At 60.4% G+C, this 24812-nt stretch carries 23 protein-coding genes and 1 tRNA gene; 9 read left to right on the forward strand and 15 right to left on the reverse strand.

All coding sequences use genetic code 11. The features are described 5' to 3' along the window. Positions 1-22 precede the first annotated feature (22 nt). From AC3IQ7_RS24400 to AC3IQ7_RS24415, 4 genes are all read right to left on the reverse strand, one after another. Positions 23-952, reverse strand: a complete 930-nt coding sequence (locus tag AC3IQ7_RS24400) for a branched-chain amino acid ABC transporter permease (protein ID WP_034747477.1) — start codon at positions 950-952, stop codon at positions 23-25. Between the two features lie 295 nt (positions 953-1247). After that, positions 1248-2195 carry a 4-hydroxy-3-methylbut-2-enyl diphosphate reductase gene (ispH, locus tag AC3IQ7_RS24405; protein ID WP_035821545.1) on the reverse strand — a complete coding sequence of 316 codons (948 nt, stop codon included), beginning with the start codon at positions 2193-2195 and terminating at the stop codon, positions 1248-1250. 12 nt (positions 2196-2207) lie between these two features. Beyond that, positions 2208-2663 carry an FKBP-type peptidyl-prolyl cis-trans isomerase gene (locus tag AC3IQ7_RS24410; RefSeq protein ID WP_070224501.1) on the reverse strand — a complete coding sequence of 152 codons (456 nt, stop codon included), beginning with the start codon at positions 2661-2663 and terminating at the stop codon, positions 2208-2210. A 118-nt stretch (positions 2664-2781) separates the two neighbouring features. Next, a complete protein-coding gene (locus AC3IQ7_RS24415) occupies positions 2782-4632 on the reverse strand; it encodes a LamG-like jellyroll fold domain-containing protein (protein ID WP_489207526.1) in 1851 nt (616 codons plus the stop codon). A gap of 239 nt (positions 4633-4871) precedes the next feature. On the opposite strand from AC3IQ7_RS24415, the gene radC reads away from it, so the two are divergent. The 3 genes from radC (at position 4872) to rpmG (ending at position 6220) form a co-directional block, all read left to right on the forward strand. Next, complete coding sequence (gene radC, locus AC3IQ7_RS24420; RefSeq protein WP_489207527.1) at positions 4872-5546, forward strand: RadC family protein; 675 nt, start codon at positions 4872-4874, stop codon at positions 5544-5546. Positions 5547-5793: 247 nt separating this feature from the next. Next, positions 5794-6030 carry a 50S ribosomal protein L28 gene (gene rpmB / locus AC3IQ7_RS24425; protein ID WP_010400928.1) on the forward strand — a complete coding sequence of 79 codons (237 nt, stop codon included), beginning with the start codon at positions 5794-5796 and terminating at the stop codon, positions 6028-6030. Between the two features lie 22 nt (positions 6031-6052). After that, positions 6053-6220 (forward strand): 50S ribosomal protein L33, encoded by a 168-nt coding sequence (gene rpmG / locus AC3IQ7_RS24430; protein ID WP_010400929.1) that lies wholly within the window; start codon positions 6053-6055, stop codon positions 6218-6220. Between the two features lie 141 nt (positions 6221-6361). Here rpmG and AC3IQ7_RS24435 read toward each other — a convergent pair whose 3' ends face one another. From AC3IQ7_RS24435 to AC3IQ7_RS24455, 5 genes are all read right to left on the reverse strand, one after another. Then, positions 6362-7531 carry a DesA family fatty acid desaturase gene (locus AC3IQ7_RS24435; protein WP_369811458.1) on the reverse strand — a complete coding sequence of 390 codons (1170 nt, stop codon included), beginning with the start codon at positions 7529-7531 and terminating at the stop codon, positions 6362-6364. A 172-nt stretch (positions 7532-7703) separates the two neighbouring features. Beyond that, positions 7704-9062 (reverse strand): mechanosensitive ion channel family protein, encoded by a 1359-nt coding sequence (locus AC3IQ7_RS24440; protein WP_489207528.1) that lies wholly within the window; start codon positions 9060-9062, stop codon positions 7704-7706. Between the two features lie 122 nt (positions 9063-9184). Beyond that, positions 9185-10504, reverse strand: coding sequence for an RsmB/NOP family class I SAM-dependent RNA methyltransferase (locus tag AC3IQ7_RS24445; protein ID WP_489207529.1), 1320 nt, complete (start codon positions 10502-10504; stop codon positions 9185-9187). Between the two features lie 21 nt (positions 10505-10525). Then, on the reverse strand, positions 10526-11134 hold the full coding sequence (purN, locus tag AC3IQ7_RS24450; protein WP_076568208.1) for a phosphoribosylglycinamide formyltransferase: 609 nt from the start codon (positions 11132-11134) through the stop codon (positions 10526-10528). Positions 11135-11290: 156 nt separating this feature from the next. Further along, entirely contained in the window at positions 11291-11689 is a 399-nt protein-coding gene (locus tag AC3IQ7_RS24455; RefSeq protein WP_034747450.1) for a barstar family protein, read from the reverse strand. Between the two features lie 400 nt (positions 11690-12089). Between AC3IQ7_RS24455 and AC3IQ7_RS24460 the strand changes: the two genes are divergently transcribed. The 5 genes from AC3IQ7_RS24460 (at position 12090) to AC3IQ7_RS24480 (ending at position 15954) form a co-directional block, all read left to right on the forward strand. Next, entirely contained in the window at positions 12090-12602 is a 513-nt protein-coding gene (locus AC3IQ7_RS24460; RefSeq protein WP_034785134.1) for a glycine zipper 2TM domain-containing protein, read from the forward strand. A gap of 97 nt (positions 12603-12699) precedes the next feature. After that, complete coding sequence (locus AC3IQ7_RS24465) at positions 12700-13488, forward strand: class I SAM-dependent methyltransferase (RefSeq protein ID WP_034747444.1); 789 nt, start codon at positions 12700-12702, stop codon at positions 13486-13488. Between the two features lie 47 nt (positions 13489-13535). After that, entirely contained in the window at positions 13536-15302 is a 1767-nt protein-coding gene (locus tag AC3IQ7_RS24470; RefSeq protein WP_489207530.1) for a GspE/PulE family protein, read from the forward strand. Positions 15303-15369: 67 nt separating this feature from the next. Next, a tRNA-Lys gene (locus AC3IQ7_RS24475) sits at positions 15370-15445 on the forward strand. Positions 15446-15549: 104 nt separating this feature from the next. After that, the gene (locus tag AC3IQ7_RS24480) at positions 15550-15954 is read left to right on the forward strand and encodes a hypothetical protein (RefSeq protein ID WP_158301193.1); all 405 of its coding nucleotides are present in this window, start codon (positions 15550-15552) and stop codon (positions 15952-15954) included. Here the strand turns inward: AC3IQ7_RS24480 and AC3IQ7_RS24485 are convergent, their stop codons facing one another. Both AC3IQ7_RS24485 and AC3IQ7_RS24490 read right to left on the reverse strand, forming a co-directional pair. After that, on the reverse strand, positions 15955-16458 hold the full coding sequence (locus AC3IQ7_RS24485) for a hypothetical protein (protein ID WP_099378024.1): 504 nt from the start codon (positions 16456-16458) through the stop codon (positions 15955-15957). It lies immediately after the preceding gene. Between the two features lie 108 nt (positions 16459-16566). Then, positions 16567-17508, reverse strand: coding sequence for a lysozyme inhibitor LprI family protein (locus AC3IQ7_RS24490; protein WP_489207531.1), 942 nt, complete (start codon positions 17506-17508; stop codon positions 16567-16569). A gap of 175 nt (positions 17509-17683) precedes the next feature. Between AC3IQ7_RS24490 and AC3IQ7_RS24495 the strand changes: the two genes are divergently transcribed. After that, positions 17684-19852, forward strand: a complete 2169-nt coding sequence (locus AC3IQ7_RS24495) for a prolyl oligopeptidase family serine peptidase (RefSeq protein WP_489207532.1) — start codon at positions 17684-17686, stop codon at positions 19850-19852. A gap of 55 nt (positions 19853-19907) precedes the next feature. Here the strand turns inward: AC3IQ7_RS24495 and AC3IQ7_RS24500 are convergent, their stop codons facing one another. The 4 genes from AC3IQ7_RS24500 to AC3IQ7_RS24515 all read right to left on the reverse strand — a co-directional run bounded on the left by AC3IQ7_RS24500 (position 19908) and on the right by AC3IQ7_RS24515 (position 24742). After that, positions 19908-21200: an MFS transporter gene (locus AC3IQ7_RS24500; protein WP_489207533.1), complete on the reverse strand. Its 1293-nt coding sequence runs from the start codon at positions 21198-21200 to the stop codon at positions 19908-19910. A 154-nt stretch (positions 21201-21354) separates the two neighbouring features. After that, complete coding sequence (locus AC3IQ7_RS24505) at positions 21355-22086, reverse strand: BON domain-containing protein (protein ID WP_322426334.1); 732 nt, start codon at positions 22084-22086, stop codon at positions 21355-21357. Positions 22087-22190: 104 nt separating this feature from the next. After that, positions 22191-22874: a hypothetical protein gene (locus tag AC3IQ7_RS24510; protein ID WP_099378028.1), complete on the reverse strand. Its 684-nt coding sequence runs from the start codon at positions 22872-22874 to the stop codon at positions 22191-22193. 146 nt (positions 22875-23020) lie between these two features. Continuing rightward, the gene (locus tag AC3IQ7_RS24515) at positions 23021-24742 is read right to left on the reverse strand and encodes a dipeptidyl-peptidase 3 family protein (protein ID WP_489207534.1); all 1722 of its coding nucleotides are present in this window, start codon (positions 24740-24742) and stop codon (positions 23021-23023) included. Positions 24743-24812 lie beyond the last annotated feature (70 nt).

Below are 24812 nucleotides of genomic sequence, written 5' to 3' on the forward strand. Positions count from 1 at the left end.
GATTTAATCTCCCAGTTTCACATCAGGCACGGTCGGCCACGCGTTCGCCCATGATGCCGGACGGGCGCAGGGTCAGCACGATGATCAGTACGACGAAGGCAAAGATATCCTGGTAGTGGCTGCCCAGGAAGCCGCCCGTGATGTCGCCGATATAGCCGGCGCCCAGGCTCTCGATAATGCCCAGCAAGATACCGCCCAGCATGGCGCCATAGATATTGCCGATGCCGCCCAGCACGGCCGCACAGAAGGCCTTCAAGCCGGGGATGGCGCCCATGGAAAATTGAATGGAGGCATAGTTGGCGCCCCACATCACACCGGCCACGGCCGCCAGCGCGGCGCCGATGGCGAAGGTGGCCACGATGACCTTGTCGGAATCGACGCCCATGAGTCCTGCTACGCGGGGGTTTTCCGCCGTGGCCCGCATGGCGCGGCCCATCCGTGTTTTTTCCACCAGCAACACCAATCCCCCCATCGACAGCGCGGCCAGGGCCAGCAGCAGCACTTGCGTTTGCGAAATCACGGCGCCGCCTATGTTGATGGGATCGGTCGACAGCAATTGCGGGAAGGGCAAGGGATTGCGCGTCCAGATCATCATGGCGAAGGTTTGCAGCAGGATGGAGACGCCGATGGCGGTAATCAGGGGAGCGAGGCGGGGGGCGTTGCGCAGGCGGCGGTAGGCGACCCGCTCGATGATGATGTTGACCAGAATACAGATGGGAATGGCGCCGAGGATGGCCGTGGCCAGTTTCAAATAGCCGGGCCAGTCCGGCACATAAATGCCCAGCAACTTGAGAATGGTCAAGCCCACCATGGCGCCGATCATGAGCACGTCGCCGTGGGCGAAGTTGATCAGGTTCAAAACGCCATACACCATTGTGTAACCGAGGGCGACTAAGGCATACATGCTGCCCAACACCAAGCCGTTAATGATCTGCTGGATGAATGTATCCATGATTGCCCTATCAAATATGCATTTTTCGGGAACAACTTCCGCCAGAACATGTCGCTGATACAAAAACGGCACCGGAGGAAGAATTCCTGCAGTGCCATCCCTGGACCGTTCTCACCAGCATGGTGCACGCACTCAAAACGGGCGTGACCTTGCTTAGTCATAACGACAACATATTCAAGCTTGAGGCAATCATAACGATCTTTTGCAAAAACTAAGCTTGGAATAAATCGATCATTTCCGAATTAAATTCGGTTTTGAGGTAACTATTTCATCGATACTCAATCGCTATACAGACTCAGGCGACGTCGCGCTTGATGCCGTCGAGGCCTTTCGGCATCGGGAACGTGACGGCTTCCTGCACGCCGTCGAGCGGGCGCACGCTCTTCACGCCGCACTCTTTCAAACGGTCGATAACGGCTTGCACCAACACCTCGGGCGCCGAGGCGCCAGCCGTCACACCCACGCGCAGCTTGCCTTCCAGCCAGGCGGGATCGATCTGCGAGGCATTGTCGACCATGTAGGCGGGCGTGCCCATCTTCTCGGCCACTTCGCGCAAGCGGTTCGAATTCGAGCTGTTCGGGCTGCCCACGACGATCACCACTTCCACTTGCGGGGCCATGAATTTCACGGCTTCCTGGCGGTTCGTGGTGGCGTAGCAAATGTCGCCTTTTTTCGGCTCGGCGATATTCGGATATTTCGCTTTCAGGGCCGCAATAATGTCGCTAGTGTCGTCAACTGACAACGTTGTTTGCGAAACATAGGCCAGGCTTTCCGGATTGGCAACCTGCAATTTCGCCACATCGTCGAGCGTTTCCACCAAATGCATGCCCATATCGGCCTGGCCCATCGTGCCTTCCACCTCGGGATGGCCGTCGTGGCCGATCATGATGATCTCGCGGCCTTCGCGGCGCATCTTGCCCACTTCCATGTGTACCTTGGTGACCAGGGGGCAAGTCGCGTCAAAAATGCTCAGGCCGCGCGATTCCGCCTCGGCGCGCACGGCTTTCGATACGCCATGCGCGGAAAACACGAGCGTATTGCCAGCAGGCACGTCATCGAGGTCATCGATGAAGATGGCGCCCTTGTTGCGCAAGTCGGCCACCACATAGGCGTTGTGGACGATTTCATGGCGCACATAGATCGGTGCACCAAATTGCTGCAAGGCGCGCTCGACGATTTCGATCGCCCGGTCGACGCCAGCGCAGAAACCGCGGGGCTGGGCCAGTAACAGTTCTTTATCCATCGCTATTCCTTTTTACAGCACCGAAATGAGCTTGACTTCAAAACGCAGCGGCTGGCCAGCCAGCGGATGGTTGAAGTCGAACAGGGCCGAGTCCTCGCGCATTTCGCGCAGCACGCCGGCAAAGCGGCCGCCGCCCGGCGCGGCGAAGTCGACCAGGTCGCCGATCTTGTAGTCGGCGCCGGGCACGGAGTTTTCGTCCAGCGTTGCGCGCGAAACAGACTGCACCAGCTCGGGATTGCGCTCGCCAAAGCCTTCGCCGGCCGCCAGCTCGAAGGTCTGGTGCGTGCCTTCAGGCAAGCCCAGCAGACGCTGCTCGAGGAATGGCGCCAGCTGGCCCTGTCCCAGCATCAAGGTAGCAGGATTTCCGCTGAAGGTAGTGACAATATCAGTACCGTCAACAGTAGCAAGACGATAATGCAGGGTGAGGTAAGCCGCTTCGGTGACGACTGCTGGTTGCTCGTTGGACATAGTAGTTTTCAAGTAACTGGTGCAAAACGATATTGTAAGCCACCCTGAGCCAGCGCGCCCCATGCCATCTCGGCGCGGCCGTGCTTTTGTCAAAAAACATGGCCGCGCGCCCTGTCACTTATCCGACGTTGACGTACGTCAACCCGCCAGGCGTGCTGGCGTGATTGCCGAAGCCCGAGCTGTCTTCCAAGTTGCCGTCCAGCTTCCAGCGTCCCACGGGCCGGTGCACGATGCCATACTGGCCATAGTCATACACTTCCTTCGGCGTCAGCACGCGATCGTACAGGATGACGTCCGACAACTGCCAGGTGGGCGTGCCCTGCTCCAGCGCATGCACGGGGTGGCCGATCACAAGGGGGGTGCCGGCGGCCTGCACGAATGGATTTGTCATCTTGTTGCTCTGGTACATCAGGAAATCATCAACGTACAGGCTGATGCTCCCGTCATGCTTGACGGTGTAGGTGCAGCGAAACCAGCGGTTGGCAATATCCACCTGCAGGCCGTGGCCATGGCTATTGACGCCCTGAGCAACACTGTTCCACATGGACAGGAACGTCTTGCTATCCTGCTTGAACAGCGCCCATCCTTTCTTGTCCGCCTGATGCGCTACAAAAGCCTGCGCCTGCCCAACAGTCGAAGAGAAAGCCTGTTGCCGGACGCAATACGACAACGAAAAATCCGCACTCTCATAGCGCACGGACGACGGCACGGTGAGCATCAGGCCAGGCTGGAATTGCAAGGTCTTCGTCACGCCGAAACAAGGCGTGGGCGGCGCCGGACGCATGGCATCTTCGCCGCGCAAGGCGTCCCAGACAGCCTTGCGTTTGTTGCTGTAGGCCGGCGTCTCCACCAGGTTCAGACCGTCGTCTTCCATGGGTTTTCCCCCATTCCAGTCCCAATAGCACGCCAGTTGCACGCCCGTACGGCGTATGGCGCTCAGCAAGGCATGCAGGTTGTCTTGCCGTTCGGTATCTTGCAACGCCAGCTCCTGCTTTTGCGACAGGCAAAAGCTGCCAAGGTAATACGGCTTGCCCAAGGCATGTGCGGCTCGCTGCATCACTTGCAGGTAAGCGAGCGAAGACGAGACGAAGTCGGCCGGCAAATCCGCGCTGCTGCCCAGGGCGCTGCTCACATATTCATTACCCGGGAACAGGTTTTCACACAGACAGTCGACCGGATCCGGATTCACGAATGGCAAGGTTTCCGTAACGTATTGCTGCAAGGATCCTTGACGGGGCGATGTATGAGCGATGCCGGCATTACCGGAAGAAATCATGCGCGCCAGACCATCGTTGTCACGCATCAATTGCGCAGTCTCCTGGATGATTTCCCGGGTAGCGGTCAAGCTGATCCCGGTCACGCCCATCAGTTCCTGCGCAGCCATCCAGGCGGCGATGCCCGCGTGGTTGCTGTAGTGCTGCGCAAAAGCCTGCGCAAAGGCACGCATATAGCGGCGTGTTTTCGACTGTGGATTGACCAGTGCGACCCGCGCGATGGCGGCCTGCTCGTCTTTTGTAGCGCCCACAGCGCCCGCTTCCCCCACCAATTGCGGCACGGCGTAGGGATTCCAGAATGGGCAGGCGATGATGCCGATGCCATTGGCCAGCGCGCAATCGAGCAGCGCCGTTATGGCAAGCCAGTACGAATCTTTGATATTCACATCGGTTAGCGTGTTGTCGGTTGCGAACTTTGGCTCGCCAACAACTTCGCCCCAGTTCCAATAGCCATCCTTGCCCTTGAAAGGCGCCAGCATCACCTGGAGGTACTTGAAGCCGTTGGCGGCAAGATACGGCAAATCGGTGCTGTAATCGGGAGTCTTCGGGTCCGGAGCGAGCGGTGCGTTAACGCTCCATTGACGGTGTTCCAGATATGCATGCGCATTGAGGCCGATGCCGCTGACCTTGCCCGTGTTGACGCCGGCGGCGTTGAACTCTTGCATGACTCCGTTGATAACTTTGATGTACGGCATGACGACTCCTGTAAAACAAGTGGAAGACATTGAGTTCAGGGCCCTGACTCCCCATCGCTGCAACTTGCATGGAATGCAACGACAGGCAAATGATAGCGCCTGAAAATGGCCGGGCCGGGCATCTTGGTTTTTTTACCATGATCTGACAGGAAGACGAGCTAGCGCAGCATGGCCGCCTGGGGAAGGCGCGACAATCGTTGACAGGCGCCACGACCAGCCGGGCGCGACGGGGAGGCAGCATGGGCATCAAGGATTGGCCGGCCGGCGAACGGCCGCGCGAACGCCTGATCGAGGATGGCGCGCAGTCGCTGTCAGACGCGGAATTGCTGGCCGTCTTCCTGCGCACGGGCGTGCGCGGCAAGAGCGCCGTGGAACTGGCGCGCGACACGGTCGAGCACTTCGGTTCGCTGCGCGGCCTGTTTGGCGCCAGCCTCTTGAGTTTTTCCGCCGTGCACGGCATGGGCAGCGCCAAGTTTGCCCAGTTGCAAGCGGTGCTGGAACTGGCGCGGCGCGCCATCATCGAAGACTTGCAGGCGGGGCAAGCCCTCAATTCGCCGCACGCCGTGAAAGATTATTTGCGCCTGACCCTGGGCCACCTGGCGCATGAAGCATTCCACGTGTTGTTTTTGGACGTCAAGAACCGCCTGATCACGACCCAGGAAATGTTTCGTGGCACGCTCACTCACACCAGCGTATATCCGCGGGAAGTAGTGAAACAAGCGCTGCTGCATAACGCGGCCAGCGTCATGCTGGCGCACAACCACCCGTCCGGCACGCCGGAACCGAGCGAATCGGACTTATTGCTGACGCGGGCGCTGGTGCAAGCGTTGTCGCTGGTGGACGTGCGCATCCTCGACCATTTCGTCGTGGCCGGGCGACATGTGCATTCGTTCGCAGAACATGGCCAGATCTAGGCCAGGACTGGCCAGGCAGCAGTTAACCATGTGTAAACAAGGACATACGTGACAGCAGCGACACGCTTATCTAACAGTAAACAGCGTTGTTTACCAGTGCTTTCCCCTGGGAAGAAGGGTAAAAGTCAAATTGTTAAATTATTTCAATACAACACGACACAATTGTTTTTCGCAAGTCATTGATAAATCGGCTTATTTTGGATATACTCTCGTTTTTCCAATTTGGAATATCTTTAAGGAGTGCGCCATGGCACGTGTTTGCCAAGTCACTGGGAAGAAGCCGATGGTCGGCAACAATGTTTCCCATGCAAACAACAAAACCAAACGTCGTTTTTTGCCTAACTTGCAGAATCGTCGTATTTTTGTTGAATCTGAAAACCGCTGGGTCTCCCTGCGTTTGTCCAACGCCGGTCTGCGCGTCATCGATAAAGTCGGCATCGACGCCGTATTGGTCGATATGCGCGCTCGTGGCGAAAAAGTCTAATTAGCAGAATAAGGGAGCTATCATGGCAAAATCAGGCCGCGACAAAATCAAGTTAGAATCGACCGCCGGTACGGGTCACTTCTACACGACTACCAAAAACAAGCGTACGACGCCTGCGAAAATGGAGATCATGAAATTTGATCCTAAAGCACGCAAGCACGTAACGTACAAAGAAACCAAAATCAAGTAATTGATATTGTGTTCTGCAAAAAGAGCCGCTCCGATGAGCGGTTTTTTTTCGCCCTGATTTTCAGTCAGTACCCTCCCCCTTTTACCGGGACGAAAAAAAAGGCCCTGGAATCCAGGGCCTTGATATGACACAACAGCTCAATTATGCGTAGCTGCGCAGGCGCAATGAGAAGTCCTGCAGCGACTTGATGCCCGACGCTTCGGCGCGCGTGCACCAGTCTTGCAGCTTTTGCAGCAACTGTTCACGCGTAAAGTGCGAACGTTCCCAGATGGCGCCCAGCTCCACGCGCATGTGGTGCATGGTTTCCAGCGCCTTGCTGTGCTGGAACAATTCCGACAGCTGTTCGTGATGCGCATCGGCCAGTTTGCCCGGCTCGCGCTGCATCAGCTTGCGCGACGATTTCAGGAAGCGCTTTTCCAGCTCAGCCTTGTGCTTCAGGTGTTCCAGCTCTTCCTTCCAGGCATGCTTGATCGATTTTGCATACTTGGCCATCACGTCGTAGCGGTTGGCGATGACGGACTGCAAAGTCTCGAAGTCCGCTTCCAGCTTGCCGTGCGAGAACTTCGGTTCCGGCGCCAGCTTTTTCACCTTGGCCAGGCCCAGCATTTCCAGCGCGCGGATATACGCCCAGCCGATATCGATTTCATACCATTTCGACGACAGCTTGGCCGACGTCGCATACGTATGGTGGTTGTTGTGCAACTCTTCGCCGCCAATCAAGATGCCGAAGGGAATGATGTTGGTGGCCGCGTCGGCGCAGTCGTAGTTACGGTAGCCCCAGTAGTGGCCGATACCGTTGATGATGCCGGCCGCCGTGATGGGGATCCACATCATTTGCACGGCCCACACGGAAATGCCGATCACGCCGAACAGGATGAAATTGATGACGAACAGCGATACCACGCCCAGCCAGCTGTACTTCGTGTACAGGTTGCGCTCGATCCAGTCCGTCGGCGTGCCATGACCGTACTTGGCCATGGTTTCCATGTTCTTCGACTCAGCGCGGTACAGCTCGGCGCCTTCCCAGAACACTTTCTTGATGCCACGCGTCACGGGGCTGTGCGGATCTTCTTCCGTATCGCACTTGGCGTGGTGCTTGCGGTGAATGGCCGCCCATTCCTTGGTGACCTGGCCCGTCGTCAGCCACAGCCAGAAACGGAAGAAATGACTAGGGATGGCGTGCAATTCCAGCGCCCGATGGGCCTGGTGGCGGTGCAGGTAAATCGTGACGCTGGCGATCGTGATGTGGGTGACCACCATGGTGTACAGGAAAACTTGCCATGCGGACAGATCGGTAATGCCAGTTGCCATGAACTGCAAAACGTCGTGTAAAACGGAACTCAATGTCATTACTGCTACTCCAAGTGGACAGGGCGTGCGCACGGTCGCTCCAGTGACTCTGGAGGTCCGGCAGAGTTAATTTTAGGCGTGATTGTACGCCCTAATGGGTGCGATCAGGCAAAATCGAAGGCAGGCAGCGAGGTTAAGGCTGGGTGCCGGATGGCGTGGACTCACCCTCTGCCGCGCCCGCGAGCGGGGCAGGAGGCGTACCAACAATACGCAATTCGCGTTGCGGAAACGGTACAGTGACCTTATGTTCCTGCAAGGTGCGCCAGATGGCGCGGTTCACATTCGACTTCACACCGCCGGTGCCGTTTTCCGGGTCCGCGATCCAGAAGCCGATCTGCACATCAAGGCCGTCGGCGCCGAAACGCACGAGGGTGGCCGATGGCGGATTGCTTTGCGACACACGCGGCACCTTGGCCGTCGCCGCTTCCAGCAAGGGGAAGATGACATCGAGATCCGTTTCATAACCCACCGACACGGCCGTCGACAGCCAGACCATGCGGTTGCTCAGCGACATGTTCTGCACGCCGCCGGAAATCAGCATTTCATTCGGCACGATGGATTCAACGCCATCGCCACCTAATAACACAGTATAGCGCGTATTGATTTGCGTGACCTTGCCCGTAAATTGACCCACCGTAATCATGTCGCCGATGGTGAGGCTGCGGTCAAGCAGGATGATGAAGCCGGAGACGAAGTTCGCGGCGATCTTTTGCAAGCCAAAGCCGAGCGCCACGCCGAAGGCGCCGCCAAACACGGACAGCACCGTCAGGTCGATGCCCACCAGCGACAGGCTGACCAGCACGGAAACAAGGATCAGCACGGCGCGGCCCATGCGCGACATCACCACGCGCAAGGAAGTGTGCAAGCCCTGCATTTTCATCAGGCGCTCGTCGAGCGAGGTACCTGCCCACATGGCCAGCACCAGCAGCACGGCCACCGAAATAGCGGCTTGCAAGATGGCAGCCACGGAGATCTTGTTGCGTCCCAGCGGGACGACGATGCTTTCCAGGAAGGTATGCAATTCCGGCCACAGGCCCGTGATGTACAGGGCCATGCCGGCCCACACCACCACCGTGAAGATCTTTTCCAGCAACAACATGGTCGGGCTGATGTCGCCATGGCGGGCAAAAATGCGGCGCAACACATAAAAGCCGAAGCGCACCAGCGCCATCGACGTGCACAGGGGAATGGCGATGCTCAGCAGATTGACCGACTGGAACTTGACCAGGAAATGCTGCGCAATGCCCAGCAGCATGGCCGCCAGCACGGGCGTCAGGATGCGGATGAAACTATCGGTGCGCTGCAAGGTTTCCGGCGTGGCGGGCACGGTGGCCGCTTCCGCCCGCTGGTGCAGGAACACGCGCAACTGCCGCACCAGCAGCCAGCTCAGCGCCAGGCAGCCGACGATGACCAGCGCCTGCCACAGGATGGCCGGTTGGCGGAAATCGTTGACAAAATCAGTGATCAGGTTGAGCAGCGGGGTTTCATTCATGGCGCAGGAGGTCCGGAAGGTGGGACGGAAGTGGTACGGATGGGCATCTAGCCCATGCCGCCAGACGGGCTGGCGGCATTGAAAGCCGCCACTGCAGGGTGCAGCGGCGGCCCTTGGCAGGCTTACTCGGCTGGTTCAGCGTCAGCGTCGTCGGCCGGTTTTTCATCGGCGTAGACTTTTTTCGGCATGACCTTGCGCTCGAACACGGCGGCGAAGAAACCGTCGGTCTGGTGCAGATGCGGCAACAATTTCAGGTAGTCGCCCATTTCCAGCTCGATCTTCTGTTCGGCCAGCACCTTGATCATCGGCACCAGAGTGAAGTCCGGATGGGCGGCCAGGAATTGCTCGGCGATAAAATCGTTTTCTTCGTTCAGGAAGCTGCAGGTGGCGTACACCAGGCGGCCGCCGCCCTTGACCAGGCGCGCAGCGCCGGCCAGGATGGCTGCCTGCTTGGCTTGCAGTTCCACGATGGAATTCGGCTGCTGGCGCCATTTCACGTCCGGATTGCGGCGCAGGGTGCCCAGGCCGCTACATGGCGCATCGACCAGCACGCGGTCGATCTTGCCGGCCAGGCGCTTGATCTTGGCATCGCGCTCATGCGCGATCTGCACCGGATGCACGTTCGACAGGCCGCTGCGGGCCATGCGCGGCTTCAGCTTGGCCAAACGTTTTTCCGACACGTCGAATGCGTACAGACGGCCCGTGTTGCGCATCAGCGCGCCCAAGGCGAGCGTCTTGCCGCCCGCGCCGGCACAGAAATCGACGACCATTTCGCCGCGCTTGGCGCCGACGATCTGCGACAGGATCTGGCTGCCTTCATCTTGCACTTCGATGGCGCCGCTCTGGAACAAAGGCATGTTTTGCAGCGAAGGCTTCTTGATCACGCGCAAACCCAACGGCGCATAGGGCGTCGGCGTGCTGAGGATCGGCGCTTCGGCCAGGGCCAGCATCACATCTTCACGCGTGGCCTTGAGCGAGTTCACGCGCAAGTCCAGCGGCGCCGGCGCATTCAGCGCATCGGCCAGTTTCATGGTTTCCGCTTCGCCGAACTGGGCGATCAGCTTGTCGAACAGCCAGGTCGGCATGTTGGCGCGCATGTTCGACGGCATCAGGCTGCGGTCGATCTGCGTGATGCGTTCCAGCCATTCCACTTCTTCTTCCGTCAGGCCGCCCAGCGAATCGGCGCCGACGGCTTCGGCCAGGCCGAGGATGGTCAGGCGGCGCATGGTCGGGCCACTGCCCGCTTCGGCAAAGTCCGTGAAGAACGATTTGTTGCGCAGCACGGCATAAATGCCTTCGGCGATGGCGCCGCGTTCGCGCGAACCGAGGCGCGGATGGTCGCGGAAATAGCGCGACAGGGTGGTGTCGGCCGGGGCCGTGAATCGTAAAATTTCGCGCAATACTTCTTCAGCATTGGCAAGTATCGCTGGTGGCAATCTCATTGTTATTCTTCCTGTAATATTTTATTGAGGGTCCACGCGGACCTGGCCATGCTCGACTGACAGTTTATCGTCAATGAACAGGCGGATGGCGCGCGGGTAAAGCAGATGTTCCTGTACCAGCACGCGCGCCGATAAGCTGTCTTCTGTATCACCTGGCAAGACGGGGACTGTCGCGCTCGCCACGGCCGGACCATGGTCAAGCTCGGCAGTCACGAAATGCACGGTCGCGCCGTGTTCCGTTACGCCCGCCTCGAGCGCCTGGCGGTGCGTCGCCATGCCCGGGAACAGCGGCAGCAGCGACGGGTGGATATTGAGCATGCGCCCCGCGTAATGCTCGACGAAGGGCGGCGTCAGGATGCGCATGAAACCGGCCAGCACGACCAGGTCGGGGGCAAAGCCGTCGATTACGGCTTGCAGCGCCGCATCAAACTGTTCGCGGCTGGCATAATCCTTGTTGGCAACGACTGCCGTCGCTATCCCATGTTCCGCGGCAAAAACCAATCCCTGGGCATCGGCCCGGTTACTGATGACGGCGGCAATACGGGCTGGCCATTGCTCGGCTTGCGCCGCGCGTACAACCGCTTCCATGTTGCTGCCGCGTCCGGAAATGAGGATAACGATATTTTTCATAGCGCGCATTGTACCCGCTATGGCGATGCGAATCTAGAAAGGCCGGTATTATTGTTGCGGCGCAACATGAGCACCGGCGCGCCGCAGCCGCCCGGTGATGCTGATTTTCACCTGCGCCGGAGGCCGGTTTGACGGCGCCACGGCAAGAGTAAGTATTTACTCGAACGAATAGAAGACGCGGAACGGGACTTTCTTCTCGGCCCAATAGTCGGCCGCGTCGCGGAACACGTCGAGCAGGATCTCGCGCGCTTCCTTGTCGAATTTTTGCGTATTTGGCAATTGCTCAAGCACCACCAGGAAACCCGTCTGCGTGCCGGCCTTGAACATGGTGTCCGTCAGGCACAGGCGCAAGGCATCGAAATTCTTCGCCAGGTTTTTCGGAAACAGGAATGCTTCTGCAATAATGCCGATGACTTGTTGTTTGGTCTGCCCAGCGTTGCAATGCGCATATAAAAAGTGCTGCCCGAGACGAATCGCCTCGTCTTGTAATTCGGTCACGCGAAAGGCACGGATGGACTGGACAAGGTTGGGCGGCACGGTTAGTAACAAACTCATTTTTCCCTCAAATCGACCTGTTATGTATGGATTGTTCTAGCTGCTCTTCTTATTGCATCCCCGCACGCGGGTCAATGCGCACGCGGTGATTCGATCTGTATCAACTTTTATGCGATTCAGTGCGATTTTATATAAGCCATACGCGTATTAGGGTAACGTGTTGTCCTGCATGAATCAACCCGAATATGATGTCAAACGCAAGATTTGTTACAAACCGCTGGTTTCAAGTCACTTCAACATCTTGTATCGATTGAAAGTGCATGTTACAGACTGTGGGGCAAGGGGCTTGGGCTGTTACATTTTGTTGCCATGCGAAACACTTGCCTTGGCCTGGCGGGATTACTATAGTCCCAAGTTGTAAAAAATACCCTGAAAGATTCTCTAGATAACGAGGTTACAAATGAACTTGCAAGCCAAATTGATGATGTCAGCCCTTTGTATCGGTGCATTGCCACTCGCCCAGGCCGCCGACTTTGAAGATTTCGGCAAGGTCGTGCGCGTCGTGCCGCAAGTGGAACAGATCAATCGTCCACGTCAGGAATGCCGCACGGAATACGTGCAAGTCCAGGCACCGCCGCAACAGCGCAGCGCTGGCGGCTCCATCGTCGGCGGTATCGCCGGCGCCCTGCTCGGCAGCCAGGTCGGTGGCGGCAATGGCCGCACGGCCGCCGCCGCCGCTGGCGCGATTGCCGGCGCTGTCGTCGGCGACCGTGTCGACAACCAGAACAATTACCAGGGCGGCATGCAGGAACAAGCCGTCAAGCAATGCCGCCAGGTCGACCACTGGGAATCGCGCAACAATGGCTACCAGGTCACGTACGACTACCGCGGCCGCAACTACACAAGCATCATGTCCTATGATCCGGGCGAACGCATCCGCTTGCGCGTCTCTATTGAACCCGCTCAGCAATAAGCGCAGCAACCGCCCCGTACCATGCCAGCCCCAGTGGCTGGCATTTTTTATGGCGCCCCGGCACGGGCTATAATGCGGCACACTTTCAGGCCGCCTTATGCTTATCAAACGAAAATCCATCGAACAAGTCGAATCCTCGCGCCCTGCGCGCAAGCCCCGCTACGCCCCTGTCACCCTGTCGGAAATGGATGGCGTGCGCTATCTGCATTTCGGCACGGAATGGGTGCAGGGCGCCATGCGCATCCGCAAGCCGGACTGGCCGGAGCTCGAATACGCGCAGCAGATGATGGCGTGGATGCTGTGGATCGAGCAACCGCAGCGTATCGCCCAGCTGGGCCTGGGCACGGCCGCGCTGACCAAGTTCTGCTACCGCCAGTTTCCGCAGGCGCAGGTCGAGGCCATCGAACTGAACCCGTCCGTCATCACCATCTGCGAATCGATGTTCAAGCTGCCGCCCAACGACGAGCGCCTGCACGTGCGCGAGATGGATGCGCTCGACTACGTCAACGACGACGCCAACCATGGCACCCTGGACGCCCTGCAGGTGGACCTGTATGACGCCACGGCGCGCGGTCCCGTGCTCGACAGCGCCGATTTCTATACCGCCTGCTGCGCCTGCCTGGCGCCGCACGGCATCATGACGGTCAACCTGTTTGGCGACCACCCGAGCTACGCAAAGAACATCAAGGCGATGAAGTTTGCGTTTGAACAGGTGATCTGCCTGCCGGAAGTGCATGATGGGAACGTGGTGGCGATCGCTTTCAAGACGAAAGTGGCACTCGATGCCGAGGCGCAAGCTGCCTTGCTCGAGCGCGCCAAGCAGATCGTCGCCGAAACCAAGCTACCCGCCAAGTCCTGGGTCAAGGGCATCGTCAGCACCCTGTAACCGCCGGTCTATCCAGGCAAGGCCGGCAGCCCAAAAAGGCGCCGGCCATGCCCGCATCCCCTCCTCCCTCTCTCACCGCTCCCGACACGCCGCTGCAACTGCCGCAACTGCTGGCCTGGCTGCAGGAAGACGGCTTGCTCGATGCGGCGCAAGCGGCCGCCATCGACGCCCAGGCCGCCCTGCTGCCGGCGCCTGCCTTGCATCCGCTGTGCAGCATCGCCCACGGCGCGCTGACGCTCGACACCCTGTGCGCCTGGCTGGCGCAACGTTCCAGCCTGCCATATGTGCGCATCGATCCCCTGCACATCGATTTCAGCCAGGTGGCCGACGTCATGACGGCCGGCTATGCGGCCCGCTTCAACATCCTGCCCGTGGAAAGCACGCTTGATCGCATCGTCATCGCCACGGCCCAGCCATATGCGCTCGCTTGGCTGGCACAGCTGGGAAACCTGGCGCCACGCAAGCTGAGCCTGGTCATCGCCAACCCGCTGCACATCGCCGACGCCATCGCGCAATTTTTCAGCCTGGCCAGTTCCGTCAAGGTGGCCCGGCAAGCCTCCACGCAAGACCTGGCGCTGCGCCAGAATGTCGAACAACTGGTGGAACTGGGACGCAACAAGACCAGCCTGGACGCCAACGACCAGCACGTCGTGCGCATCGTCGACTGGCTGTGGCAATACGCGTTTGCCCAGCGCGCCTCCGACATCCATCTGGAACCGAAGCGCGACGCGGGCCTCGTGCGCCTGCGCATCGACGGCCGCCTGCACCAGGCCTACCAGCTGCCGCCCGTGGTGCTGCTGGCCATGACGGCGCGCATCAAGTTGCTCGGGCGCATGGACGTGGTGGAAAAACGCCGTCCCCAGGATGGCCGCATCAAGACGCGCAATGCGCAGGGCCAGGAAATCGAGCTGCGCCTGTCGACTTTGCCCACGGCCTTCGGCGAAAAACTCGTCATGCGCATCTTCGACCCGGAAGTGGCCGTCAAGAGCCTGTTTGACCTGGGCTTTCCGCCCGCAGACGCCGAACGCTGGCGCCAGCTGACGGCGCGCACGCACGGCATCGTGCTGGTGACGGGCCCCACCGGCTCGGGCAAGACCAGCACCCTGTACAGCACCCTGAAGGCGCTGGCCAGCAGCGAAGTCAATGTGTGCACGGTGGAAGACCCCATCGAAATGGTCGAACCGGCCTTCAACCAGATGCAGGTGCAAACCCAGGCCGGGATCGAACTGTCGTTTGCCGATGGCGTGCGGGCGCTGATGCGGCAAGATCCCGACATCATCATGGTGGGCGAGATCCGCGACCTGGCCACGGCAGAGATGGCCATCCAGGCGGCGCTGACGGGCCATTTGGTGCTGTCGACCCTGCACACCAACGACGCGCCCTCGGCCGTCACGCGCCTGCTGGAACTGGGTGTGCCCGCCTATCTGCTGGAAGCGTGCCTGATCGGCGTGCTGGCCCAGCGCTTGCTGCGCTGCCTGTGCGCGGCCTGCAAACAGCTGGACGACGCCCCCGGCGCCGACGCCTGGCAGCGCCTGACGGGCGGCCAGCTGGCACGGCCGGCCGCCGCGTACCGCCCCGTCGGCTGCGCCCTGTGCCGGCACAGCGGCTACCTGGGGCGCGCGGGCATTTATGAACTGCTGGGCGTGACGGAAGCGTTCGGCCAACTGGTCAAGGCGGGCGCCGACCTGCATGCCCTGCGCCGCCAGAGCCTGCTAGACGGCATGACACCGCTGCGCATCGCTGGCGCGCACAAGATCATCGATGGCACGAGCAGTATCGACGAAGTGCTGAAGCTCACGGCAGCCCTGCCGTGAGCTTCAGCACTTTCTCGCAGGAATGCTTTGCATTCTTTTTCAACTGATATATAATGCGGCCTCTTTCGGGTCGTTAGCTCAGCTGGTAGAGCAGCGGACTTTTAATCCGTTGGTCGCAGGTTCGAATCCCGCACGGCCTACCACGAATGCGCAGTACTAAAAAGCCCATCCTCACGGATGGGCTTTTTTCGTTTCCGGCCCTCGCGGTTATACTGGCTCATCGTCTTGCCAGCCCTGAAAGAAACGCATGAAACTTGCCGCCCCCCTCCTCTTGGCCACCGCCTGCCTGTCCGCCCACGCGCAAATGCAAACACCTATCGTGCTCGACGGCCAGTACAGCGCGCGCACGGACGAGATGAGCCTGCAGATCATCGGCAACCGCGCCTGCTTCGCGCCCGACAAGGCGCAGTGGGGCCGCCTGCCCCGCCCTGCCGCCACGCACGATGCGTGGTTCTGTTTTTCCAACGATGGCGAGGCGCGCCGGCTGCTGCGCGTGCCCGCGCGCCAGGCCGACAATTGCGGCTGGCAAGCCCGCGCGCGCATCGTCATTGACACGTATCAACCGTATGTCGAGCAAGGCGACGGCAACGACATGGCGCGTTTGCAATCGGTGGTGAAAGTGGCGCAACCGAACGCCATCGCCTGCGAGTAATCAATCCAGCTCGTATTCCTGCAGATAGCGGGCAAACAAGTCACCATCGGCCAGCGGACACGCAAACCCTGCACCCCAGTCGGCCAGCAGCAACTGCTCTTTCAAGGGCAACAGCAGCAATTGCGACATGCTATCGCTGCACCACAGGTGGCTGACGATGCCGTTATCGTTCAGGCTGGCAAACAGGGTTTCCGTCTTGTCGCCGCCAAAGGCCAGCTCGTTCTTGCACTCGACGCGGTAAGTGCTGTACCCCGTGTACACGGCGTCGTACGGCGGCAAGGCATCCCCTAGCGCCAGGCGCAGCTGTTCCGCCGTCATGCCCAGGGTGGATAGTAGGGACGGGGCCGCCTTGATCACATACATGTCCGTCCAGCCGGCGCCGCTGCGGTGCGCGTCGGCGAACGCCTGCTGCTCGCCCATCTGCGTCACACAGTGCTGCAAGTTATCCAGCGGCAACAGTTCAATCCGGCAAAAATCATCTTCGTGGTAGTACGCTTCCCGCATGCTTCAATTCTCCAGCAAATCTTGCAGTTGCACATTGCGCCGCGACGTCAGCCGGCCGGCCCAGGTTTCGCTCGTCACGGATGGATAGCGCACGGCGCCAAAGTTCATCTAGGCATCACGGTACGCCAGCCACAGACGCTGGGTGGCGCGGATGCCATCCTTGCCCACGGCGCCCGCATGGGTTTCCGCCGGCTTTTTCATGAGCTTGCCGTAGATGGCGTTAAGCTCCTTGTCGAGCGCCGCCGCCTGTTCCTTCGTCATGCTGGCCGGCAGTTTGCCCGCTTCGTAGTCACGCAGATCGTGCGCCAGCAGATCGAGCTCGGCCGTGCGTGCGGCGATGCTCAGTGCGGCGCGCGCCGTGCCGCTCAAATCCGTTTCATTCGCCGCGCGCGCATCGGCGAACTTGCTTGCCGCCTCCTGCAGCTTTTGCAGCGACGCTTGCGCCACCGCAGGCATGCTTGCGCTGACCTTGCCCGTTGCCTGCGTACGCACTCTTTGTTTCTGGCGTGCATCGATGGCGCTGCACACGCCCATCATGTAGCCGCTGGTGATGTCGTCGCATAAATCGATCATGCCGCGTCCGCTGGCATTGATCTGCTGCAAGTGTTCGATGCGGCCCCGCATTTCGGCCGGCGCTGCGTCGATGCTGCACGCATATTTGAGCGCCAGTAATGGGTCTTTCTGCACGCCCTGTCCATTCTGGTACAGCATCATCAAGACGGCGCTGTTTTGCGTGGCCATGGAGCAATGGCGCGTGGGACGCCAGTCGACCGGCTTGGGCGAGGACATACTCTTGGTATCGTAATACAAGTCTGTTGCCTGGCATTGCTGCAACGATGCCACGGCGGACGGGGCCGGCAGGTCGGCGGGCGGCGGCGCCGCATCCTTGACCTTCAGGCAAGCCACATACCAGGCTGTGCTTTCCGCGTGACCCACGCCCATGGCGCTGGTATTCGGGTACGGTGCGGCGGCAACGGCAAAAACCGGGACGGCCAGCAGGCAGTTCGCGCCCAGCAATAGCGTTTTCAATAAGGGTAGACTAATTTTCATGTTCAAGCAGCGCCAGCGTGAGTAAAGCGGCAAGTTTAACTGATCGGATACGCGCTGCCCGCCCGATACACAGCCATCCCGCCTGGTAAGTAACGGTACCCAGCCTTGGCAGTGCTCGAATCGATGGGCAATAATGTTGCCCGCTGTACTTTTTTCACTACTCCGGACCACGCCCATGACCTCACCCCGTCTTCGCCGTTCCCTCGGCTCCCTGCTGATCGCAGCGGCCTGCGCCTCGCTGGCAACGACCGTCCACGCCGCCGACACCAAGGCCACCACCCCAGTTGCCGCCACGCAAATGCAAGCCAAACACGCCATCACGCATGAAGATGTGTGGCTGATGAAACGTGTGGGCGCGCCCGTCGCCAGCCCGGATGGAAAGTGGGCCGTGTTTTCCGTGGTCGACAGCGCCTACTCTAGCCAAGACCAATCGTCGGACCTGTGGATCAAGTCGCTGCTTGACGACAGCCCCGCGCGCCGCCTGACCTCTTCCAAAGGCGGCGAAAGCGCCGTAGCCTGGTCGCCGGACAGCCGCCAGCTGGTCTTCGTTGCCAAGCGCGACGGAGATGAAGCGGGCCAGATTTACCGCCTCGACGTGGCCGCCGGCGGGGAAGCGCAACGCCTGACCTCGCTCACCATGGGCGCGCGCATGCCGAAATGGAGCCCGGACGGCAAGCAATTGCTGTTCATCAGCGACATCTATCCAGGCAACAAAACGGAAGCCGACGTCAAGCAAAGCGCGAAAGAGCGCAAGGACCGTAAATACAGCGCCCGCTCGTATGAAACGACGGCGCCCCGCTATTTCGACAAATGGCTGACCGACAAGCAAGTGCGCCTGTTCGTCGTCGATGCGCAGCCTGACGCCAAGGGTGAGAACACAGCGCGCGACATCCTGTCGGGCACGCAACTGGTCACCCTGCCGGGCTTTGGCGGCAGCCAGGGCGACGAGGGGCAATCGCTGGACGCCGTCTGGACGCCGGATGGCAAGGCTGTCGTCTTCAACGCGGCCGCCAACCGCGATGCGGCCCAGCGCGAAGCCGTCTATTCGCAACTGTATCTGCTGCCCGTGGCCGGCGGTGAAGCGCAGCGTTTGACGCAGGATAAGCACAGCTATGGCAGCCTGAAATTCGCGGCCGACGGCAAGACCCTGTTCGCCTTGAGCGACGCGCAAACGCCAGGCAAAGTATATGACGTGAAACGCCTGGCCAGTTTTGCCTGGCCGATGAACAACCCTGCGCCAACGATTTTGACGGCCAAGCTGGACCGTTCGGTTTCCCGCTACGTGCTGCCCGAAGGCGGCAAGCGCGTCCTCTTCAGCTATGAACATGCTGGCCTGGAAAAGCTGTACTCGATCGACGCCAGGGGTGGCGACGTGCGCGAGGAGCCATCCTTGCCGACGGGTACCATCAACTCGCTGAGCAGCGGCGGCAAGGCTTTGGTCGGCGTGTGGGAATCCGCCATCAACCCACCGGAAATCTATGCCTTCAACGGCAAGCAGCCGAAGCGCCTGACGGCCTTCAACACGGACAAGGCCAGCAAGATCGACTGGCAGGCGCCCGAGCACTTCTGGTTCACCACGGCCGACGGCCGCCATATCCACAATATGCTCGTCAAGCCGGCCAATTTCGATCCGAACAAGAAATACCCGCTGTTTACCGTCATCCACGGCGGCGCGGCCAGCATGTGGCGCGACCAGTTCGTGCTGCGCTGGAACTATCATTTGCTGGCCAAGCCCGGCTATGTCGTGCTGCTGACCGACTACAAAGGCTCGACCGGCTATGGCGAGGAATTCTCGCGCTCTATCCAGTTTGACCCCTTGAAGGGTCCGGGCGACGAGGTCAACCAGGGCGTCGATGAAGCCATCAAGAAATATCCATTTATCGATAGCACGAAACTGGCCGCCGGCGGCGCCAGTTATGGCGGTCACCTGGCCAACTGGCTGCAAGCGACCACGACGCGCTACAAGGCCATCGTCTCGCACGCGGGCGAAATGGACTTGATCATGCAATGGGGCACCAGCGACGGCGGCTTCGGCCGTGAAACGAATGCAGGCGGCCCCGTCTGGTCGAACCTGCCCGTGTGGCGCGATCAAAGCCCGGTCATGCAAGCGGGTAATCACGAAAAAGGCACGGGTTTCACGACCCCGATCCTGATCACCGTGGGCGAGCTCGATTACCGCGTGCCGGCCAACAATGCCTTGATGAACTTTGCGGTGCAACAACGCCTGAACGTGCCGGCGAAATTGCTGGTCTTCCCGGACGAAAACCACTGGATCTTGAAGGGCGAGAACAGCCGTTTCTTCTATAGCGAAGTTGAGGGCTGGCTGGCAAGGTATTTGAAATAATCCTGCTACACGTTTCTTGAAAAGCCAGGCTCCGCTCACGCGGGCCTGGCTTTTTTCATGCTGGCTGGACAGCGGCTACGGCCGCTTTCTGGCGCTGGATCGCCAACACCATCAGCGCGGCGACGAGGCAGGCGGCGCCGGCCGCGAACAGGGCCGGGTTGTAGGTCAGCATCAGGGTGCGGATGCGGCCCGCCCCATATGCGGCCACGGCGGCGCCCAGCTGATGGCCGGCAAAGATCCAGCCGAACACCATGCCCGCCCGCTCCCGCCCGAACGTGGCCCCCACCAGTTTCACGGTGGGCGGCACGGTGGCGATCCAGTCCAGGCCGTAAAACATGGCGAACAGCGACAGGCCGTACAGGGTGAATTCCGAATACGGCAGCCAGAACAAGGACAGCCCCCGCAAGCCGTAATACCAGAACAGCAGTTTGCGGTTGTCATAGCGGTCCGACAGCCAGCCGGACAAGATCGTGCCGAACAGGTCGAACGCGCCCATCATGGCCAGCACGGACGCGGCCGGCACGGCGGACAGGCCCGAGTCGCCGCACAGGGAAATGAAATGCGTCTGGATCAGGCCGTTGGTGCTGAGGCCGCAGATGAAAAAGGTGCCGAACAGTATCCAGAAGGTACGGTTCGCCGCCACGCTGCGCAAAATCACGAACGGCGTGGCAAACGTCATCTTTGCCGCAGGCGGCGCCACCAGCGGCGTGGCCGGGTCGGCGCCATACGGACGCAAGGCCACCTCCTGGGGACGGTTGCGCATGCACAGGAAGGCCAGCACGGCGACGATGGCGCAGGCGGCAAACACAGGCATGACGGCCGTACGCCAGCCGTAGTGCTCGATCAGCCAGGCGCCCACGGGCAGGAACAACAGCTGACCCGTGGCCGAGCTGGCCGTCAGCACGCCCACCACCAGGCCCCGGTGCGTCTCGAACCAGCGGTTTGCCACCACGGCGCTCAAGACCAGCGCCGTCATGCCCGAACCGAGACCCAGCAGGATGCCCCACAAGGCCACCAGGTGCCAGAACTGCGTCATGCGCGTGGCCAGCAGCATGCCGGCAGCGATCAGGCCCAGCGCCACGCAGATGACATTGCGCAAGCCGAAGCGTTCCATCAGGATGGCGGCAAACGGCCCCATCAGGCCAAACAGCACGAAGCGCACGGCCAGGGCCGAGGAAATCTGCTCGGCATCCCAGCCGAATTCGCGGCTCAGGGGCTGCATCAGCGCACCCGGCAAGCCCAGCGCGGCGGACGAGGTTAATGCTGTGAGGAACGTGATGGCAACGATGACCCAGGCAAAGTGGATGCCGCGCCGCGCCAGCCATTGCGAAAAAGGATAGGAAAGCATGCAGTCCTCATGAGAAAAAGTGGATACCGGCCAGCACCAGCGGGCGGGATTTTTCTCATGTTATATTATGATCGTAATTTATACAATCAAAAAACTGGAGCGACACTGTTACTTGCCGCTCCAGTCCTGGCTTGAATGCCGATGCAAAATGTACTTATTTCACCTTCAAGCCATTTTTCACGTCCGTCACGCCTTCCACGCCACGGGCCAGGTCGGCAGCTTTTTTCACTTGCGCCTGGGAAGGCACGAAGCCGCTGAGCATGACGACGCCGTTCACCGTTTCCACGTGCACATCAAGCGCTTTCAAGTCACTGTCCTTGACGAGATCCGCCTTGATCTTGGTGGTGATGACGGAGTCTTCCACTGCCACCTTGGTGCTGCCGGCCGCATTGCGCGTCACGCAGGCGGCCTTGGCCGTCGCATCCATGGCGTCGCAGTTTTCCTTCGTCGTGGCGGGCGGATTTTGCGCCACATTGGTGCCGGCCCGGGCGCCCGTGTTGGCATCGGCCAGCGCAGCCGTTTTCGCCGCCTTGGCATCGTTCATGCATGTGGTTTTGTCGGCGCCCGTGCGGTCGCCGCACTTGGCCTTGGCCAGGTCATACTCGGCATTGGCGACGTCCTTGCGGGCCTTGCCCAGTTCCCGCGGCGTGTTGCGGTACTGGGCCACGGCGTCCGAATCGGCCTTGGCGCGCGCCACCTTGGCTTCTTCCACGCAGACTTTTTTCGCGTTGCCGCTGTGGCTATCGCAGGCGGCCTTGGCCTGTTTGTAATCACTGGATGCCTTGTCCGTCAAACTCTTGTATGAGGCATCCTGCGCATACGCGGGCGTGGCGGCAAGCAGGGCGCTGGCACTGGCGGCCAGCATGAGTGCGATCATTTTGTTCATGATGGTTCCTCTCTGGTTAGTTGATGCCCAGATTAGACCCCTGCCGCGCGCAAAGCTCCGTGCGACAGCACACGCTGACAGGCCATTCGCATAATAATCAGCGTTTATTTGTCGCCGCTCAAGCCCTTCCGCCACAATACTTGCGCCTGTTCAAATGGTGAAGCGGACTCATCAAATGCATCAGCGCCATCGGCCAGCGCCAGCCAGGCCTGCGTGGCGTGCGAACCGCTTGCAACCTCGCCAGCCGCGCGCACGCCGCGCATCCAGGCCAGCACCTCCTGGTACTGCCCGGGGTGACGTCCATGTATCCAGGCCAGGGCTACCAGGTCCGCATAACCCTCTTCCCGGCGCGTCTCGCGCAGCTCCTGTGCCAACGGTGTCAATTTACCCTGCTGCCTGCTGCGCGGCTCGACAAAGCCGCGTGGCAAGGCATGCCAGTCGCCCTGCGCATAGCGCTGGCAGTGGCCGATCTCATGCGCCGTCATCGCTTCGATCATGACACCGTGACGCGCCAATGGCACACCCCGCAAGATGCTGTCCGCCTGCGCATTGCCGCGCAAGGACAGCACCAGCTTGCAGCGCCCTGCTGCGTAGCCCAGCGCCAGCGGCACGGCGCCGGGCGCCTGCTGCGGCTGCACGATGATGTCGATGGGCAAACCTTGCCCACGCGCAAATGCGATGACGGCTTGGCCCGCCTGCAGCCAGCGGGTTTCCAGATCGGTGAGCTGGGCCTGCGCAATGGCAGGCACGGCAATAAGCAAACTCAACAGCGAGAACAGTTTCAACATGGGATCAACGGGAAGAAAGGAAAGCCACCATTGCAGAGTAAGCGGCGAGGATATTCCCACAAGGAAAAACTGGCAACTTTTCCTAAATAAAGACGAAAAAAAACCGGCGCAGGCGCCGGCTTTTCAGACTGTAGTCAGGCTCGGGTCTATTTCTTCGCCGCCTTGTCCAGCGCGCGGGCCGTGACGAATTCCGGGCGGATATCGTTCGGTACGGCCTTCATCTTGTCGAGCGCCACTTGCACTTCAGGGCGGATCACCACGTATTTGGTCATCAGGTCTTTCGCGCGCGCATAGTCGCCCGTCGCCTCGATGGTCAAGAATTCACGGTCCAGGTCGATCACGGCCTGTTTGATCTTCGTAAAATCAACGCCGAACCTGCCATCGCCCAGCGAGACAAAACCACCCTTGTCGAGGATGTAATTCATCTGGATGGCCATGCCGCGCGCGTGCGAATCCGTCAGGCCGAAATGCAGGGTGCGGAAACCGGAAGCGAGGAAAGTGTTGTACAGCTTGCGCTCGGCCACGTCGCCCTGGCCCAGGGTATCGTTCAGTTGCCCCTTGTCCATCATGTAGCGCAGCGCGAACAGGCCCGTGATGTCGGCCTTGGCTTCCTCGATGGTCGAGTAGGCTTCCTTCAAGTCCTGGCGCGGCGTCGATGGCTTGCCGTCGACCACGGTGGCGTGCGGGCCCAGGCCGTGCATGATTTCATGCGCGAGGATGTGCGTGAAGAAGGAATTGAAATCCACGTCCTGCTGCGCTTCGGGCGTGAGCACCAGTTTCGAGATCGGCGTCAGGGTGGCCTTGAACTTGGCTTCCTGCACGTTTTTCAGCATCACGCGCTTGGAGCCGCGCGCGCTGATGATGCGCTCGTCGTTCGGCAGGTTGTAGGCGGCCGTCTGCACGGCCATGTTGCCATCGCCGGCGCCATACACCTGGTTGACCACCACCATCGGCGCCAGCGCGCCCACTTTCGGGTTGCGGTACTGGGCGTCGAGCGGCAAGTTGTCTTCCAGTTCCTGCATGTGCTTGGCAAAGAAGTTCAGCTTTTGCGTCTCCGCCTGGTCACGGATGTTCACGTATGCCTCGAACGCGGCCTTGTAGCCGAACAGCTCGTCGTTGTACGTTTCATACGGGCCGATGGTGATGTCGACGGGCGAATCGAGGTCCATCCAGGCGAAGTCGGACGGCAGGTAGTCATTGTCGAGGAAAGCCTTGGCGCGCAAGGTCAAAAATTTCTTCAGCGAGGCGCTGTCCGTGGCGGCGGCCGCTTCGTCGAGCAGCTTGGCCAGTTGCTTGAGTTCCACCTTGTATTCATCCGAGTACTTGACGGTCTGATATTTGCCATCCTTGCCAGCGCGAATCGTCGTGAAGAACCATTGCGCCTGCTGCTTGTCGTCCGCCGGCAAGCCATTCATCCACGTTTCCAGGCTGGCCTTGGTGGCGCCCTGCGGATAGAAATTGCCCGCTTCCGGCTTGTGCGCGGGAATGGCGATGCCCGCATAGCTGGCGGGCATGAACGAGGCGTGCGCGTCAAGCACCGACCATGGCCCCTTGTTGATCCAGAAATAGTTCAAACGGGCCTGACCCAGGGCCGACTTGTCTTTCTTCAGGGCCGCCCACAGCGCTTCGTTGCCGGACCAGCGCTGGCGCAGCTGCAGCACGTCGACCAGTTTGGCCGCTTCGACCAGCTTGGCGATGGCCTGCCGGTCGCCCGCAGACAGGTGCGTGACATCGGCAGTCAGCGCGACGGGCGCATAGCGGGCGCTCATGCTGGTCAATTGTTGCGCCGTAGCGGGGGCGGCTGGCGTTGCGGCGCAAGCGCTGCCGACGGCGGCGGCCATCAGCAGGGGAATCAGGATGTTTTTCATGGGGCCTCGGTGTATGGTTCACAGCAAGAAAGCGCCCCGCGCTGTTACTGCGCGTCCGCTTCCTTGTTCA

This window comes from Janthinobacterium sp. GL_088 (assembly GCF_057837845.1).